This is a genomic window from Brevundimonas sp. (genome assembly GCF_016742135.1).
Lineage (GTDB): Bacteria > Pseudomonadota > Alphaproteobacteria > Caulobacterales > Caulobacteraceae > Brevundimonas.
Map to the genome: position 1 here is coordinate 52,168 of NZ_JACVCG010000004.1, position 13,763 is coordinate 65,930.

The 13,763-nt window shown below is 69.0% G+C and carries 13 protein-coding genes; 2 read left to right on the forward strand and 11 right to left on the reverse strand.

Annotated elements, in window-relative coordinates:
* Position 1 precedes the first annotated feature (1 nt).
* The 4 genes from IBJ06_RS09250 to chpT all read right to left on the reverse strand — a co-directional run bounded on the left by IBJ06_RS09250 (position 2) and on the right by chpT (position 4,010).
* Positions 2 to 1,921: a M20/M25/M40 family metallo-hydrolase gene (locus IBJ06_RS09250; RefSeq protein WP_292159535.1), complete on the reverse strand. Its 1,920-nt coding sequence runs from the start codon at positions 1,919 to 1,921 to the stop codon at positions 2 to 4.
* 62 nt (positions 1,922 to 1,983) lie between these two features.
* The gene (locus IBJ06_RS09255; RefSeq protein WP_292159537.1) at positions 1,984 to 2,805 is read right to left on the reverse strand and encodes a CheR family methyltransferase; all 822 of its coding nucleotides are present in this window, start codon (positions 2,803 to 2,805) and stop codon (positions 1,984 to 1,986) included.
* A gap of 34 nt (positions 2,806 to 2,839) precedes the next feature.
* The gene (locus tag IBJ06_RS09260) at positions 2,840 to 3,211 is read right to left on the reverse strand and encodes a response regulator (RefSeq protein WP_292159539.1); all 372 of its coding nucleotides are present in this window, start codon (positions 3,209 to 3,211) and stop codon (positions 2,840 to 2,842) included.
* A 103-nt stretch (positions 3,212 to 3,314) separates the two neighbouring features.
* Entirely contained in the window at positions 3,315 to 4,010 is a 696-nt protein-coding gene (gene chpT, locus IBJ06_RS09265) for a histidine phosphotransferase ChpT (RefSeq protein WP_292159540.1), read from the reverse strand.
* Positions 4,011 to 4,111: 101 nt separating this feature from the next.
* Between chpT and cysQ the strand changes: the two genes are divergently transcribed.
* A complete protein-coding gene (gene cysQ / locus IBJ06_RS09270) occupies positions 4,112 to 4,876 on the forward strand; it encodes a 3'(2'),5'-bisphosphate nucleotidase CysQ (RefSeq protein WP_292159542.1) in 765 nt (254 codons plus the stop codon).
* A gap of 2 nt (positions 4,877 to 4,878) precedes the next feature.
* Here the strand turns inward: cysQ and IBJ06_RS09275 are convergent, their stop codons facing one another.
* The 6 genes from IBJ06_RS09275 to IBJ06_RS09300 all read right to left on the reverse strand — a co-directional run bounded on the left by IBJ06_RS09275 (position 4,879) and on the right by IBJ06_RS09300 (position 10,940).
* On the reverse strand, positions 4,879 to 6,132 hold the full coding sequence (locus tag IBJ06_RS09275; protein ID WP_292159545.1) for a hypothetical protein: 1,254 nt from the start codon (positions 6,130 to 6,132) through the stop codon (positions 4,879 to 4,881).
* Between the two features lie 108 nt (positions 6,133 to 6,240).
* The gene (locus IBJ06_RS09280) at positions 6,241 to 6,750 is read right to left on the reverse strand and encodes a YbjN domain-containing protein (RefSeq protein ID WP_292159547.1); all 510 of its coding nucleotides are present in this window, start codon (positions 6,748 to 6,750) and stop codon (positions 6,241 to 6,243) included.
* Between the two features lie 78 nt (positions 6,751 to 6,828).
* Positions 6,829 to 8,472, reverse strand: a complete 1,644-nt coding sequence (locus tag IBJ06_RS09285) for a peptide chain release factor 3 (RefSeq protein ID WP_292159549.1) — start codon at positions 8,470 to 8,472, stop codon at positions 6,829 to 6,831.
* 56 nt (positions 8,473 to 8,528) lie between these two features.
* On the reverse strand, positions 8,529 to 10,043 hold the full coding sequence (locus IBJ06_RS09290; protein ID WP_292159551.1) for a hypothetical protein: 1,515 nt from the start codon (positions 10,041 to 10,043) through the stop codon (positions 8,529 to 8,531).
* A gap of 75 nt (positions 10,044 to 10,118) precedes the next feature.
* The gene (locus IBJ06_RS09295) at positions 10,119 to 10,526 is read right to left on the reverse strand and encodes a hypothetical protein (protein ID WP_292159553.1); all 408 of its coding nucleotides are present in this window, start codon (positions 10,524 to 10,526) and stop codon (positions 10,119 to 10,121) included.
* A gap of 87 nt (positions 10,527 to 10,613) precedes the next feature.
* On the reverse strand, positions 10,614 to 10,940 hold the full coding sequence (locus IBJ06_RS09300; protein WP_292159555.1) for a DUF1491 family protein: 327 nt from the start codon (positions 10,938 to 10,940) through the stop codon (positions 10,614 to 10,616).
* 95 nt (positions 10,941 to 11,035) lie between these two features.
* On the opposite strand from IBJ06_RS09300, the gene IBJ06_RS09305 reads away from it, so the two are divergent.
* Positions 11,036 to 11,857, forward strand: a complete 822-nt coding sequence (locus tag IBJ06_RS09305; RefSeq protein ID WP_292159557.1) for a hypothetical protein — start codon at positions 11,036 to 11,038, stop codon at positions 11,855 to 11,857.
* Here the strand turns inward: IBJ06_RS09305 and IBJ06_RS09310 are convergent.
* Positions 11,854 to 13,563 carry a HAMP domain-containing sensor histidine kinase gene (locus tag IBJ06_RS09310; RefSeq protein WP_292159558.1) on the reverse strand — a complete coding sequence of 570 codons (1,710 nt, stop codon included), beginning with the start codon at positions 13,561 to 13,563 and terminating at the stop codon, positions 11,854 to 11,856. The two genes, IBJ06_RS09305 and IBJ06_RS09310, sit on opposite strands and share 4 nt — an antisense overlap.
* Positions 13,564 to 13,763: the final 200 nt, after the last annotated feature.

Consider the following 13,763-nt stretch of genomic DNA (forward strand, 5'->3'; position numbering starts at 1 on the left):
CCTAGCCCGGCAGGACCATCGGGGCCGAGGCCGAGACGGAGGTGGCCGCCACGATCAGCACCAGTCCCGCGACCGCAAGCCCCCGCCACGGCCCGGCACCCGGGCTGTTGGGGGTCATGAGGGCCAAGGGTGCCGCGAGGCTGAGCCAGAGGAGGGCGATCAGGGCCAGTATGCCCGGCAGGTCCATGCCGATGCCGAGGAAGACCGGATGGGCCATGGCCAGCAACCAGGCGCCGACCAGAACGGCCGCGACCAGGGGCACCAGAGCGATCCGCGCCCGCATCAACTCCGGATCGATGCCGGCGACCAGGGCGGCCGCGCCCGCCGCGACCAATCCGGGCCACAGGAACAGGAAGGCGGCCTCCGGCAGCAGGGCCTGGGTAAGGGTGCCCATCGCCAGCACCAGGGCGATCAGCCCCAGCCAGCGCGGCCAGGGACTGGCGGCGGGGGGCGGTACCGCGATGGCGGCGACGAGGGCCAGCCCCGTCATGCCCGCGCTGACCGGATCCCAGCCGCCGATCAGCTGGACCATGAGCCCGAGGACCGCGACGACCCCCATCCACCCCAGACGCAACCGGCCGCCCAGGCCCGCCAGAAACACCAGTGCCGCCCCGAACAGGGCCAGCCCCGTGGCCACCTCCATCAGCGGCAGCCGTTCCAGCAGCTGGTAATAGACCTCGGCCGACTCGACGCGCCGCAGCATCGGCCCCGCCGCCAGCCGCACCGCCTGCGCCAGTACAAAGGCCCCGGCCAGAAAGGCGACGCCGTCGACGGCCCCGCGCAGCAGGCTGGCCAGCGCGGTGCGGCTGCGAAAGGCGGCAAAGGCCAGCAGGCCCAGCGACACGACCACCAGTCCCCAGCCCCAGGGCGCCGCCATGACGATCATCGCCCTGCCGAACGCATCGGCATAGACGCGGTCAGGGCCGGCCTCGGGCAGGCTTTCGGCCCGCAGCAGCCGGTCGGTGACCTCCAGCGCCTGCGACCCGATGTGCTGCAGGCTGCCCCTGTCCAGCGCCTCCGGCGTCGAGGACGGCCGATGGTATTGCTCCGCCCGGCCGATGAAGGCGAAGTTCAGACCGGCCAGTCCCCGGTCGCGCGGCACGGAAAAGTCCGTGTCGTTCTGCATCATCCGATAGATGGCCACGGCCAGGGAGTTGCTGGTCACCCCGCCGTCGACATGGGGCGCGACCTCCGCCAGCAGGCCGACCGCGCCGGCGTTGCCGGGTCCGGTCTCAAACATCATGGCGCGGCCCCCGCCTCCCCGCGCCTCAAGGTTGATGACGAACCCGATCCGCGCCCGGTCGGGATAGTCTCCGAAGAAGACCCGGGCACCGTCCAGCCCCAGTTCCTCGGCATCGGTGATCAGGACGATCAGGGTGCGCTGGGTCGGCCCCCGCGCCTGGATGGCACGCACGCTCTCGAGGATGGCGGCGACGCCGGTCGCATCGTCGGCCGCGCCGGGCGACCCGGGCACGCTGTCGTAATGGGCCATCAGCACCACGGGGGCGGCGGTCGGGTCGCGCCCCGGCAGGTGACCGACCAGATTGCGCACCCGATAGCCGGCGGCCTCGGGCGACAGGTCCCAGCGCTCCATCCGCCGGATGGAGCCGGGCGACAGGGGGCCCTCCATGACGACCGGGTCGAGCCCCAGCGCCTGCATCCGGTCCAGCAGATACGCCCGGGCCTCGGCATGCTCGGGGGTGCCCAGCGGACGCGGCGCGCGCGCCAGCCGCTCGACGTCGACCATGGCGCGCCCGGCCGAGAAGCGCGCGGCTTCGGCGTCCGCGGGGCGCGGGGCGGGCGAGCGGGTCAGCAGGGCGGCCAGCCCCAACCCCATCAGAAGCGACACCAGCAGCAGAATGCCCAGCGCGGGGCGACCCCTCGGGCTCCGCGCTCGCGGCTTCGGACGGGTTGTCGACATCGTCACCCCCTTATCGACCATGGCCCGACCCTAACCCAGCCGGTCGCGGTGCGTAAGGCGGTTCAGGCGGCGCGCTGCAGGAAGCCGGGGGATTTGACGTGCAGGCCTCGCCGCCCGCTGACGGGACGGAACGCCAGGCTGTCGCCGTTCAGGCTTTCGTCCGGCCCGAGGAACAGGCAGCCGTCATCGACCAGTCGCCGTTCCAGGCCTTCCAGCACCAGGGCCCGGGCGGCGGGCTCCATGTCGGTCAGCACATGGCGGCAGAAGATGACGTCGAAGCGATCGTCAGGATCGGCCTCGGTCGGGTCGACCAGATTGGTACGCTCGAACCGCACGACCCGCTTCAGGGAGTCGGCCGCCGTCCACAGATCGCCCTGCGGATGGAACCAGCGCACCATGGCGGCCGCCGACAGGCCCCGCTGGATTTCAAAGCCGGTATAGGCCGCCTGGTGGGCCCGCTCGAGCGCCATGCGGTTCAGGTCGCTGCCCAGCACTTCGACCTCGAGCTTGAGATCGAGCGCGGCCATGGCCAGCGACCAGGCTTCCTGGCCGGTCGAACATCCCGCCGACCAGATGCGCAGGGTGCGTCCCCGGCGGGCCTGGGCCAGGGCGGGCAGCAGCTCCTCGGTCATGACGCGAAAGGCCGCGCGGTCGCGGCGGAACCAGGTCTCGCCGTTCAACAGGCACTCGATGATCTCCCACGCCAGACTGGCGACCGGCTTGCTCCACAGGGCCGCCAGCATGGCCTCGACGCTGTCGAAGCCGGCGCGCCGCGCGACCGGGCCCAGCCGGTGTTCGGCCAGATTCAGCCGGTCCCGCCGAAGCCGGTTTCCCGTGCGCGTCGCGACCAGGGCCTGCAGTCTGTCAAAGTCTTCGGGGCTCATGGCGTGGCCTGGTGGAGGTCTGGGATCGGCACCGTCAGACGGCACCGACCTCGGCGAATTTGGCGTGAAGGATTTCTCCGTCGAAGGGCTTCATCACATAGTCGTCGGCCCCGGCGGCCAGGGCCTCGGTAATCCGGTCGACGGCCGTTTCGATGGTGCAGAACAGCACCTTGGGCCGGTCGCCGTCCGCAAGGGCCCGCAGCCGCCGCAGAAAGGTCAGCCCGTCCATGACCGGCATGTTCCAGTCCAGCAGGATCACATCCGGCATGGCCCCGGTGCAGAAGGTCAGGGCTTCGGCTCCGTCCGCGGCTTCATCGACGTCAAATCCCAGGGCCTCGACGATGCGACGCGAGACCTTGCGGATGATGCGACTGTCATCGACGATCAGGCAAAGTCTGGAGCTCAAGGTCGAATTCCGTTCGGGTGCAGGTCGGATAGAGGGGGCCTCGCGGTCTCCATGATCGCAAACTGCCGGTTAACGAGGCGTTGGGAAGGGCTGTTAAGACATCTTAACCGTGGGAAGACAGGGGCAGGCGGACGATCAATTCGACCCGACTTTCGTCCGTCGAGACCTGCAGCGTGCCGCCCTGGCCGCGCACCGAGCGCCACAGCCAGTGAGGCTGGATCCACTGACCGGGCAGGCCGTCGGTCAGCTGGGCCCCCGACAGTCCCTGAACGGCCTCGGGCTTGAGGCGGGCGCGGGGGCCTTCCGATACGGTCGTCAGGATCAGATCCCCGTCCATGCGTCGGGCGTCGAGCGTGGCGGTCCCCCCGGTCGGCAGGGCACCCAGCGCGACATAGGCCAGATTGACCAGGATGCGGGCATGCGGCTTGGCATAGTCGCCGTCGGGAATCCGCCAGTCGATGGAGGCACGCCCCCCGCCCAGCAGGTCGGTGACCGTGGTCCTCAGCTCGTCGCTCGAGAAATTCTGGTTGGAGGTCGCGGCCCCATAGGCCACCCGGGCAAAGCGGACCAAGGCGACCATCCTGGCGGCGCTTTGCTGCATCAGGTCCAGCGCGTCGGCGTGCATGTCGGCCGAGTTCGGGTCGGTCATCAGGTCCAGTGCCGAGGTCATGGCCCCGGCCGGGCTGATGAAGTCGTGGCACAGTTTGGCGACGATCTGGGTGGCCAGCTCCGTCTCGTCGTGGTCGGCGGTCGCCCCCGTCGCGTCGTCGGGTTGAGGGGCAAAGGCTTGGGACATCATGGGGGCAGGGCTCCGGCAACAGCGTGGCGCAAGGCTGACCTGATTTGCCGGTTCGGGAAACCGCCGGGATCGTCTATCAGGCCGGGATGCACGATTCCCTGATGTCCGATTTCGAAAGCGGCGCGCTGGTCGAAATCCTGGCCGACCTTGCCGAGGCAGCCTCCGCGATCATCCTGCCCTACTGGCGGGCCGGTACCGAAGTCATCACCAAGGCCGACGACAGCCCCGTCACCCTGGCCGACCGTGAGGCCGAGGCCCTGATCCTGCAGCGGCTGACGGCCCTCTATCCCGGCGTGGCCGCAGTGGCTGAAGAAGCGTGTGAGGCAGACGGCCGGCCGGGCGAGGCTGCGGACTGCTTCTGGCTGATCGATCCGCTGGACGGCACCAAGGGGTTTGTCCGGGGCGGCGAGAGCTTCAGCGTCAACATCGCCCTGGTCGATCAGCAGAGAGTGGTGGCGGGTGTCGTATCCGCTCCGGCGACGGGTCTGACCTGGGCGGGCGATGCCTCCGGTGCACGCCGCCGCCGCTTCGGCGAGGCCTGGCAGCCGATCCGGGTGCGGGACCGCCCGGATCAGGCCCTCGCCCTGCTGAGCCACAGTCTGAAGGACGACGAAGCCGACAAGCTGGCGGCCCGCTATGGCTGCGGCAGTTGGACCGGCATGGATTCCTCGCTGAAATTCTGTCTGATCGCCGAAGGGCGGTTCGACGTCTATCCCCGCACCGGCCCGACCTCGGAATGGGATACGGCGGCCGGCCAGGCCGTGCTGGAGGCCGCCGGCGGTCGCGTCATGGACATGAACGGCGGCCCGCTGGCCTATGGCAAACCCGGGTTCATGAACGGTCCGTTCGTGGCCATGGGCGGCTAAGGTTAGTCCCGAACCTGACGCAGCAGATGATCGGCCCGGTCCGCGATCAGGTCGGCGCCTTCCTCGCGCGCCGCGCTCGCGGCCTCGATCAGCACCAGGCGGACCGGGCCGGCGGGCTTGTCCAGCAGGCGCGCCCTGGCCAGTGCAATCCGGGCCAGCCCGATCTGATCGACCGACCAGGCAAGGGGACGAGGGGCGTCCATGGCCAGCCGGGACCGCAAGCGGGCAGCCAGCCGGTCGAGCGCCAGAAGGTCGCCCTGAGTTTCGGCCTGCATCACGCCAGCCTCGACCACCGTATCGGCGAGGGCCAACCCCAGGACCGTGCGGGACTTGATCAGCGCAGCCGGAATCGCCGATGGCCCGCCGTCCCCGGTCAGACAGGCCGCCCCGGGCAGGGCGGCGGACCGCGCGAGGGTCACGGCGGCCCAGTCCATCGGGCTGTGGTCGGCCGTGAACTGGTCGCAGGCGGCATCGAACAGGGCGCGGCCCTGCTCCACCGCCTCATCATTGTCCGCGAGGGTGGCCAGCGCCGACAATCCCGCCCCGCACAGGGCCAGGGCGCGGGCCCGGGTCAGGGGCCTGCGATCCGACGGACAGGTCTCGACCAGATCGCGCAGTTCCCGGCCGGCCTGGTCGAGGAGACGCGCGTCGCGCTGCTGAATCCCGAACATCAGGGTCAGGGCCGCCCGGTCCAGCTTTAGCGCGTCCAGCAGCGGACCGGGACGACGCGACAGCTCGTGGACGGCCTGATCCAGAAAGGCCATGGCTTCCAGACTGTCGCCCTCCGACAGGCGAGCCTGTCGGGCCTTGATGCGGGCGTGAAGGGCGGTCAGCCGGGCCTTGAGCGCGGGCCGTGTGGCGTGATCCTTCAGGCCGTCGGTCAGGCTCAACGCGCGACCGAGGGATTCGGGCCCGCCATACAGGTCGAAACTTAGCACCATGGTTTCGGCCAGGGCCATGACGGCCTCGGCCCGTTCATCATTGGTACGCGCCGCCTTGCGGGCGTCGAGAGCCGTCAGCCGCGCGTGTTGCAGGCTGTCGGCGGCACCGGACCGGCGGGTGTGCTCGCGCCACAGCGCCGAGGCCAGCAGCCAGGCCTGAACGGGGCGCGGACAGGTGGCCCGACCCGCATCGATGGTCTGACGCCGGGCCTCGCCGCGCAGCACATCGACGTCGACGACCTCAAGCCAGCCGAGATCCTGATCGGCCTGGGGGCCGTCAAAAAGCCGCCTGAGATCTCGCCCGAACTCGAACATGGGCCACGCTCCGATCGTCCCGACGCGGGACGTATCGCCCGCCACAGACCCTGACGAAGCAAACGCGGTGCCGCCCGTCCGGTTCGCCCCGGCCGGACGACGCCGGCATCACAGACCGAGCGCCTCGATCATCCGCTCGACCAGAACGTCGGATATGTTCAGAAATTCATTCAGTTCGCGCGAGACATGCTCCAGGGTCACCCCTCCGTCGGTGATGACGTAGCGCTCAATGGCGATGGCTTCGTCAAAGACGATGACCTTGGCGATGCTGTACTGGCCGTTGAAGGTGTTGGCCAGTTCCTCGAGGGTCGGGCGTTGTTCGGGCGAATAGCCCCAGCTGGCCATGATCGACAGGCCGAGGCAGCCTTCGGGCTGACCCTCCTCGTCGCAGACCCGCTGCTCGACCGTCATCTTGAATCCGCCTTCGACGGTGATGTTGAAGATGCCGGGCTCGACCTGCTTCAGCTCGTCATAGCCCTGACGCGACAGAACGGTCTGAAGATCGGCATGGGTGAGGGCGAAGTAGACCTCTTCCGTGCCCCGGCGGCTCTGGGCCTCGGCCGGCACGGCCATCCCCAGGCTGAAGACAGCCAGCATGGCCGCGATGACGTAACGCATGATGATCCCTCTCCCTTGATCTGTCAGCAGCTTAAACAGAACAGGCTCTGCCTGACCAGATGACGAAGGCTGACGGGCTCAGCCCCGCTCCTTGGTCTTCAGGAACCGCACCTTGGGGAAGCGTTCGCTGACATAGCCGGTTTCCCAGCTGCTCTTGGCCAGGAAGACGGGGTCGGCGTCGATGTCACCGGCCATCTGCGGGCGGTATTTGCCCATGAAGTCCTCTAGGTCGGCCCTGGTCGCGCCTTCGGCGGGGGCGATCCAGCGGGCCTCGGCGTAAGGGCTGGGCTCGAAGATGACGTCGAGGCCGTATTCCTCGCCCAGGCGGTCGGCCATCACCTCGAACTGCAGCTGGCCGACGGCACCGACGATGAAGTCCGCACCCAGCTCGGGCCGGAACAGCTGGGTGACGCCTTCCTCGGCCAGACCCTCCAGCGCCTTCTTGAGGTGCTTGGCCTTGAGCGGATCCCTGACCCGTACGCGCTGCAGGATTTCAGGCGCGAAGTTCGGCAGGCCCTGAAAGCGGACCAGGCCGCTCTCTGAAAGACTGTCGCCGACGCGCAGGACGCCGTGGTTGGGAATGCCCATGACGTCGCCGGCGTGGGCTTCCTCGGCCAGTTCGCGGTCCGAGGCGAAGAACATGATCGGCGCGTTGACGGACAGCGACTTGCCGGTGTTCTGCACCTTCAGCTTCATGCCCCGTTTGAAGCTGCCCGAGGCCATGCGGAACATGGCGATCCGGTCGCGGTGATTGGGGTCCATATTGGCCTGGACCTTGAAGACGAAGCCCGTGACCTGATCCTCTCCCGGCTGAACGATGATGTCCTCGGGCGGGGGGGCGTTGCGGGTGTCGGGCGGCGCGGCCTTCTGGGCCTTCAACGGCTTGGGCGACGGGGCCCAGTCGCCGATAGCCTTGAGCAAGGCCTCGATACCGAAGTGGCGCAGGGCCGAGCCCCACAGCACGGGCGTCATATGGCCTTCGAGGAAGGCATTGACGTCAAAGGTCGGATAGCCCTCGCGGACCAGCTCCAGCGCCTCGTTCAGATCCGCGTGCTCGCCGCCCTCGAAATAGCGGTCGGCCTGATCCAGCGGCAGGGCCTCGGGGTGGTCCGGCTCCTCGGCGGCGCCGGGGGCCTTGCGGGCATAGGGCTGGAAGGTGCCGGTCGCGACCTCGACCATGCCGCGCAGGCGATTGCCGCTTTCGGCCGGCCACCAGATGGGGGCGGGATCCAGCTGCAGGCGGCTGGCGATCTCGTCCAGCAGGGCCATGGGATCCTGGGCCTCGCGGTCCAGCTTGTTGATGAAGGTGATGATCGGGATGTCACGCAGGCGGCAGACCTCGAACAGCTTGAGCGTCTGCGGCTCGATGCCCTTGGCGGCGTCCAGCACCATGATGGCGCAGTCGGCGGCGGTCAGGGTGCGATAGGTGTCTTCCGAAAAGTCCTCGTGGCCCGGGGTGTCCAGCAGGTTGAAGCGCTTGCCGTCATGCTCGAACGTCATGACCGACGCGCTGACGGAGATGCCGCGCTCCTTTTCGATCTTCATCCAGTCCGACCGGGTGCGGCGGTTCTCGCCGCGCGCCCGCACGGCCCCGGCCGCGCGGATGGCACCACCGGCCAGCAGGATGTGCTCGGTCAGGGTGGTCTTGCCCGCGTCCGGGTGGGCGATGATGGCGAAGGTCCGGCGGCGGGACGCTTCCTGGGCGAGGGAGGCTTGCGACATGGCGCGGGGGGTTAGCCTGTCCCGTGCGCGAAGTCACGCCGGGAACAGGCGGGAGATCATTCCGCTGCGGCCTCGATCTCCGCCCCGGCCTGGGCGTTGTCCTCACGGACGACCCCGTTGGCCTGATCGATCAGCTTTTGCGCCTGCTCGGCCCCTTCGCCGCCATGGGGGGCGTTGGCCAGTGGTTCCAGCAGGGCGATGGCAGTGGCCTTGTCCCCGGCCGCGAGGAAGGCGTGCCCCGCCCCCAGACGGATGCCCGACAGTTGCGGGGCGGCGATGAAGGCCATCTCCCACGTCGCCAGGTCATTGTCGTTGGGATAGCCGGGTGCGCCCTGGCGAGAGCGGGCGATAAGCAGCAGGGTCAGATAGTTGTCTGGATCCGCACGATAGGCGGTGGCCAGATAGCCGCGCGCGAGGTTCATGAGGTCGGTCGGGTCTTCCGACTGCTCGGCGGCATCCTCGATACGGGCCATGGCCATGAACTGCAGGGCTTCGACGTTGTCGGGCTGCTGCTCCAGAAGCCGGGTGAAGGCCGCCTCACCGGCTGCCCGGTCGCCCATGTGCAGCTCGGCGTGACCCAGCACCAGCAGCGCCAGCGGGTCGTCCGGATGGCGCGCGGCCATCCGTCGGGACTCTGCCAGCGCGGCGGCACGGTGTTCCTCGGACATCGGCATCTTGAGACGCTGCCCCAGCAGCAGCAGATCATTGGCCGAGGGCGGCAGGCGGCTGACTTCGATCTGGATGTCCAGGTCGATGTTGTATGTGTTCAGCTCGATCCGGCCGTACAGATGGTCGCGAAGCACATTGCGAAGCTGGTCCAGCGTCAGGCCGGTCGCCTGCTGCATGGCGGTTGTCGGATCAACCCCCTGCCGGATCAGGCCCAGATAGGCCTCCAGCTTCACGACGCGATCCGGGGCGCTCATGAACCAGTGGGTCAGCAGCCAGGCGACCGGGTAATAGGTGGCCCGGTGGATGTCGCGTTCGACCTCTCCGAAGCGTTTGCTGAGCAGCACGCCCAGCGGCAGCCATTGCACATTCGTCAGCCATGAGGCGCGCGCCTCGCTGTGGGCACCGACCTGGATACGGTTGGGCCAGACCCGGGCCGTCATGACGTATTCGGCCAGGCCCTCGACCAGCCAGCCGGGATAGTAGGTCGAGAAATGCTGGAAAAAGAAGTGGTGCGCATATTCGTGCAGCAGGGTGAAGTCCCCGTCGCCGGTCACGGCAACGGCAAAGATGTCCTCTTCCCCCGGGTAGTAGAAGCCTGCGACCGAGCCGGAGATGCCGGGGGCAACCTTGCGAAGGTCGGCGCTGCGTCGCACCAGATAGATGGGCAGCTTGCGGGCCACGGGGCGATCAATCGGTACGCCGAAGCGCATACGCAGGAAGCGGTCGAACACCTCAAGCTTCATGGCGTATTCGCGCAAGGGGCGTTCGCCACCCTCGGAATAGATGATGAAATTGGGCGTCTCGGCCTTCAGCCAGTCGGCGCGCGCCGGTGACGCGCCGGTGGCGACGGCCAGCAGAAGCGCGGCGGACAGGGCCAGGCCCAGACGTGTGATGATGCTCATGACCTGATGCTCCCCCGAACAGACCGTCAGGCTAAAGGGGAAAACAGGGGGGAGGCAAGCTTGGGTGTTTACGTCTCAGGCTGCGAGGCGGCCCCAGACGGCGCGATCCACGGCCGCGGCGTCGGGCTTTCCGCCCCGGGCGCGGGCATGGAGCTGGGAGAGGACCTCGTCCGGCAGGGCGCAGAATTGCGGCTCGACCAGCGCCGGGTCACAGCCGACGGCAGGGGCAGCGAACAGGGCGGCGGTGATATCCGGACCCCGGTCGTGGATCAGCCAGGCCAGACGGCGTGCCCGGGCCGGGTCGTTGCGATGCAGCAACGGGTCTTCGGCAAACAGTTCGCACCCCAGCTCCAGCAGATAGTCAAAGCCCAGCTTCTCGAACCGGCGCGCGTCGGCGGGCGTGACCGGCGAGGCCTCGTCCAGATCGAAGACAACGTCGTTGAGAAGGAACAGCATAGGCACACCCACCATCACCAGGGTCATGATCGCCCCGTTGTGATCACCCTAGCGGGCAGCGTTTGAGGTTCCGTTCCCGAACGCGGTTAAGCATTTACGACCAGCCTAACGCGGTCAGGCGACCTTCTCGGTGAGGAAGTGACGGCCCTCGCGGTCCTCGATCTCGACCACCCAGAGGTCGCCGTCGAAGCGGGCCTGTCGCTCTATATAGGCGTCGATCTCGGACTCGACTTCGGTGTCGAGGGGGCGCATCCACAGGGGCTGGCCGTCCGGTCCGGTCGCCTCGGAATAGAGGCGGGCGGTGCGGTTGGCGCTGTCATAGACCTTGACCAGAACGGCACCCGCGCGTTCGTCGCCCTTGCGCGCAACCGTGGCGAAGGCCCCGCCCGACTGGGCCCGTCGGATCAGGGCCCCGACCCAGACATCGGTGGCGAGAAGCAATTCGATAACCCTGCTTTGAAACCCGGCTGGAAGGTCTGAGCCTTAGGCTGCCGCCCATGTCGAGGAAAGCACAGATTGGTCGTGCAGGGTCTGCCATGGCCATGGCGGTCGCCTTGCTGACTGCCGCCGGTCCTGTGGTGGCCGCAGGATCGGTGCCCTTCTATGAACGCAGCTTTGTGCTGGCGGCGCATGAACGGTGCGGCCTGTTCAGCGCCGATCTGGGCGCGGCTCTGACGGTATCCACGCGGCAGGCGCGCAGCGCGGCGCTGCGGGCGGGAACCGAGACGGCCGAGGTCAACGCCACGGCGCGAAGGGCGCAGGCGAGGGCGGCCGCAGTCGCCTGCGACGACCCCGAACTGGCCATGGTGGCGGGCCGGGTCGAGACCGCCTTTGACGGCTGGCGGCGCATTCCCTCACTGAGCTTTCCCGGGCTGAAGCAGCCCTGGCTGGCGGACCGGCGGGCCTATTCACAGGAGACCTGGGCACTCAGCCAGGCGTCGCACACCGGGGCCTCGCCGGTGCGGTTCGGCCAGACCTCGGCCCGGGGCGAGATGAAGGTGGTGGTGTCCTTCGTCGGGGCCCCGCGGCCCTATGCGGCCCGCGTCGTGATGCGGGACACGGGCGTCATGGCGCGCCCCTGGCTGGGACGTGCCGGGGCGATGCCGCCCGCGCCCTCGCGCCGGGCGGTGATGGCCATGTCCCAGGCACCGGCGACGCGGATGCTGCTGGCTGCGGATCGCCGGGCCGGCGAGGTCTGGACCTTCCCCGCCAGCCTGGGCAGCCAGCTGGAGGGGCTGGATCCGCGCGAAGGATTCTGGGTCGAATTCCTGTTCCGCGACGGCAGTGTGGCGCGGGCGGCCTTTGAGGTCGGCGATGTCTCGGCGGGCCGGGCCTTCCTGCAGATGGGCACGCTCTAGGTATCAGAGGCCGCCGGCGGGAAGGTAATGATCTCGGCACCCGGATGCTCGCCGGGACCCACCTGATGCTTGTGGACCGGCAGGCGCACAGTCACGGCGGTGCCTTCGCCGAGAGTGCTCTCGATCGACAGCCGCCCGCCGTGCAGCTCGCTGAGGGCGCGGGCGAGCGACAGGCCAAGCCCCGTGCCCTGGGCGCGCTGGGCCTCGCCCCCGGCCTGTTCGAAGGGCCTGCCGAGCCGCTTCAGATCTTCCGGCGCGATGCCGGTTCCCGTGTCCGAGACGATCAGCTCCAGATAGGGGCCGATGCCCTCGACCGTCACCGTGACCGAGCCCTGGGCCGGGGTGAATTTGACCGCGTTTGACAGCAGGTTGAGGGCGATCTGCTTGAGGGCGCGGCGGTCGGCCTCGACCGTCACGGGCTCGGACGGCAGGACGGTCGACAGATTGACGCCGGACTCATCGGCCTGGGGCCGCACCAGGGCCAGGGCGTCGGACAGGACCTCGCGCGCATCGAACCGCTCGATGCTGAGTTGATAGCGTTCCGCCTCGATCTTGGAGACGTCGAGCACGTCATTGATCAGGTCCAGCAGGTGACCGCCCGCCGAATGGATCGACTCGGCATAGTCGGCATAGCGATCCGGCAGGGGGCCGAACAGGCTCTGGCGCATGATGTCGGCAAAGCCCAGCACGGCGTTCAGGGGCGTGCGCAGCTCGTGGCTCATGGTCGCGAGGAAGCGCGACTTGGAGCGGCTGGTGGCCTCGGCCTCGGCGCGGGCGGTGTCCAGGGCGACCTCGCGGACATAGGCATCGGTAGCGTCGAAGGCCTGGGCGATCAGGCGCGGTTCGCCGTCCGGATTGTCCATGCGCCGGACCAGAAGGGCGATGCGGCGATCCAGGGCCTTGCGCGGGGTGAAGCGGATCTGGGCCTCGCCGCCCGCCCCCGCGCGATTGAGTGCGGCCATCAGAATCTGGCGATCCGGCGCATGGACGGCCGCCATCAGCCCTTCGTCCAGCAGGGGGGCAACCGGCAGGGGCTGGGGCGGGACGCCGTAGGCCGCCAGCACCCGCCCGGTGCCGTCGAGAACAAGGGTCAGGCCGGGCTGGGCCGACAGCACGGTTTCGACCCGGGCGACCGAGGTCAGGGCCTCACTCAGATCATGCTCGCGTCGGCTCCAGGCCAGTTGCAGGGCGACGGCGGTGGCCGCCGCCGCCGACACGGCCGAGAAGGCCGCTGTAAAGGGCAGGGTGATCGCCGCTGCGTCGCCGACAAGGACCGCGCCCATGCCGATCAGGGCCGAGAGGGCCGAGGCGCCCGTGCCCAGCAGGGCCAGCTTCAGCCCCCCCGGCCGTCCGCCGCCCAGCAAAAGGCCCGCCACGACCGGCATCAGCAGATAGCCCGACAGGCTGCCGCCCACGCCGCCAGAGAGGAGAGCGGTCACCGCGGCGGCCAGCGACCAGATGCCCAGCACACCGAGGCGGGCCCGGGCACCGTCCCGCCACAGCAGGGTCAGACCGGCCAGACCCGGAACCGCCATGGCCAGCATGCCGAAGAAGGCGGGTCCGCTGAGCCCTGGCCCCGGCTCGATCACGCGCAGGGCCAGCGCCGCCAATGCCGTCACCACCGCCCAGGCCGCGTGCGAGGCGGTCAGGGCGGGCAGATCGCCGGGATGGCGACCGTTCCGGACGGGAGGGGCGGGAGGCGGCAAGAGGGTTCCGACTGGGTAAACGGGGCGGTGGTCACAGGCTGGGGCTTCCAACCTACTGGTCGGGGCGATTCCCTGCGAGGCCGCTCCCGTGTCAGGGGATTGGCCGACAGGGGACGGGCGCAGAAAACTGGGGAGCGACGGGCCGTTAACGATTAACGCCGGGGTGTCGCATTGCCCCGGGCGGTCGTCATGCCTATTCG

What these genes read in the sequence shown, in the direction of transcription:
- IBJ06_RS09250 (WP_292159535.1), bottom strand. Translation starts at nt 1,921, where the DNA reads ATGTCGACAACCCGTCCGAAGCCGCGAGCGCGGAGCCCGAGGGGTCGC.
- IBJ06_RS09255 (WP_292159537.1), bottom strand. Translation starts at nt 2,805, where the DNA reads ATGAGCCCCGAAGACTTTGACAGACTGCAGGCCCTGGTCGCGACGCGC.
- chpT (WP_292159540.1), bottom strand. Translation starts at nt 4,010, where the DNA reads ATGATGTCCCAAGCCTTTGCCCCTCAACCCGACGACGCGACGGGGGCG.
- cysQ (WP_292159542.1), top strand. Translation starts at nt 4,112, where the DNA reads ATGTCCGATTTCGAAAGCGGCGCGCTGGTCGAAATCCTGGCCGACCTT.
- IBJ06_RS09275 (WP_292159545.1), bottom strand. Translation starts at nt 6,132, where the DNA reads ATGTTCGAGTTCGGGCGAGATCTCAGGCGGCTTTTTGACGGCCCCCAG.
- IBJ06_RS09280 (WP_292159547.1), bottom strand. Translation starts at nt 6,750, where the DNA reads ATGCGTTACGTCATCGCGGCCATGCTGGCTGTCTTCAGCCTGGGGATG.
- IBJ06_RS09285 (WP_292159549.1), bottom strand. Translation starts at nt 8,472, where the DNA reads ATGTCGCAAGCCTCCCTCGCCCAGGAAGCGTCCCGCCGCCGGACCTTC.
- IBJ06_RS09290 (WP_292159551.1), bottom strand. Translation starts at nt 10,043, where the DNA reads ATGAGCATCATCACACGTCTGGGCCTGGCCCTGTCCGCCGCGCTTCTG.
- IBJ06_RS09295 (WP_292159553.1), bottom strand. Translation starts at nt 10,526, where the DNA reads ATGACCCTGGTGATGGTGGGTGTGCCTATGCTGTTCCTTCTCAACGAC.
- IBJ06_RS09305 (WP_292159557.1), top strand. Translation starts at nt 11,036, where the DNA reads ATGGCCATGGCGGTCGCCTTGCTGACTGCCGCCGGTCCTGTGGTGGCC.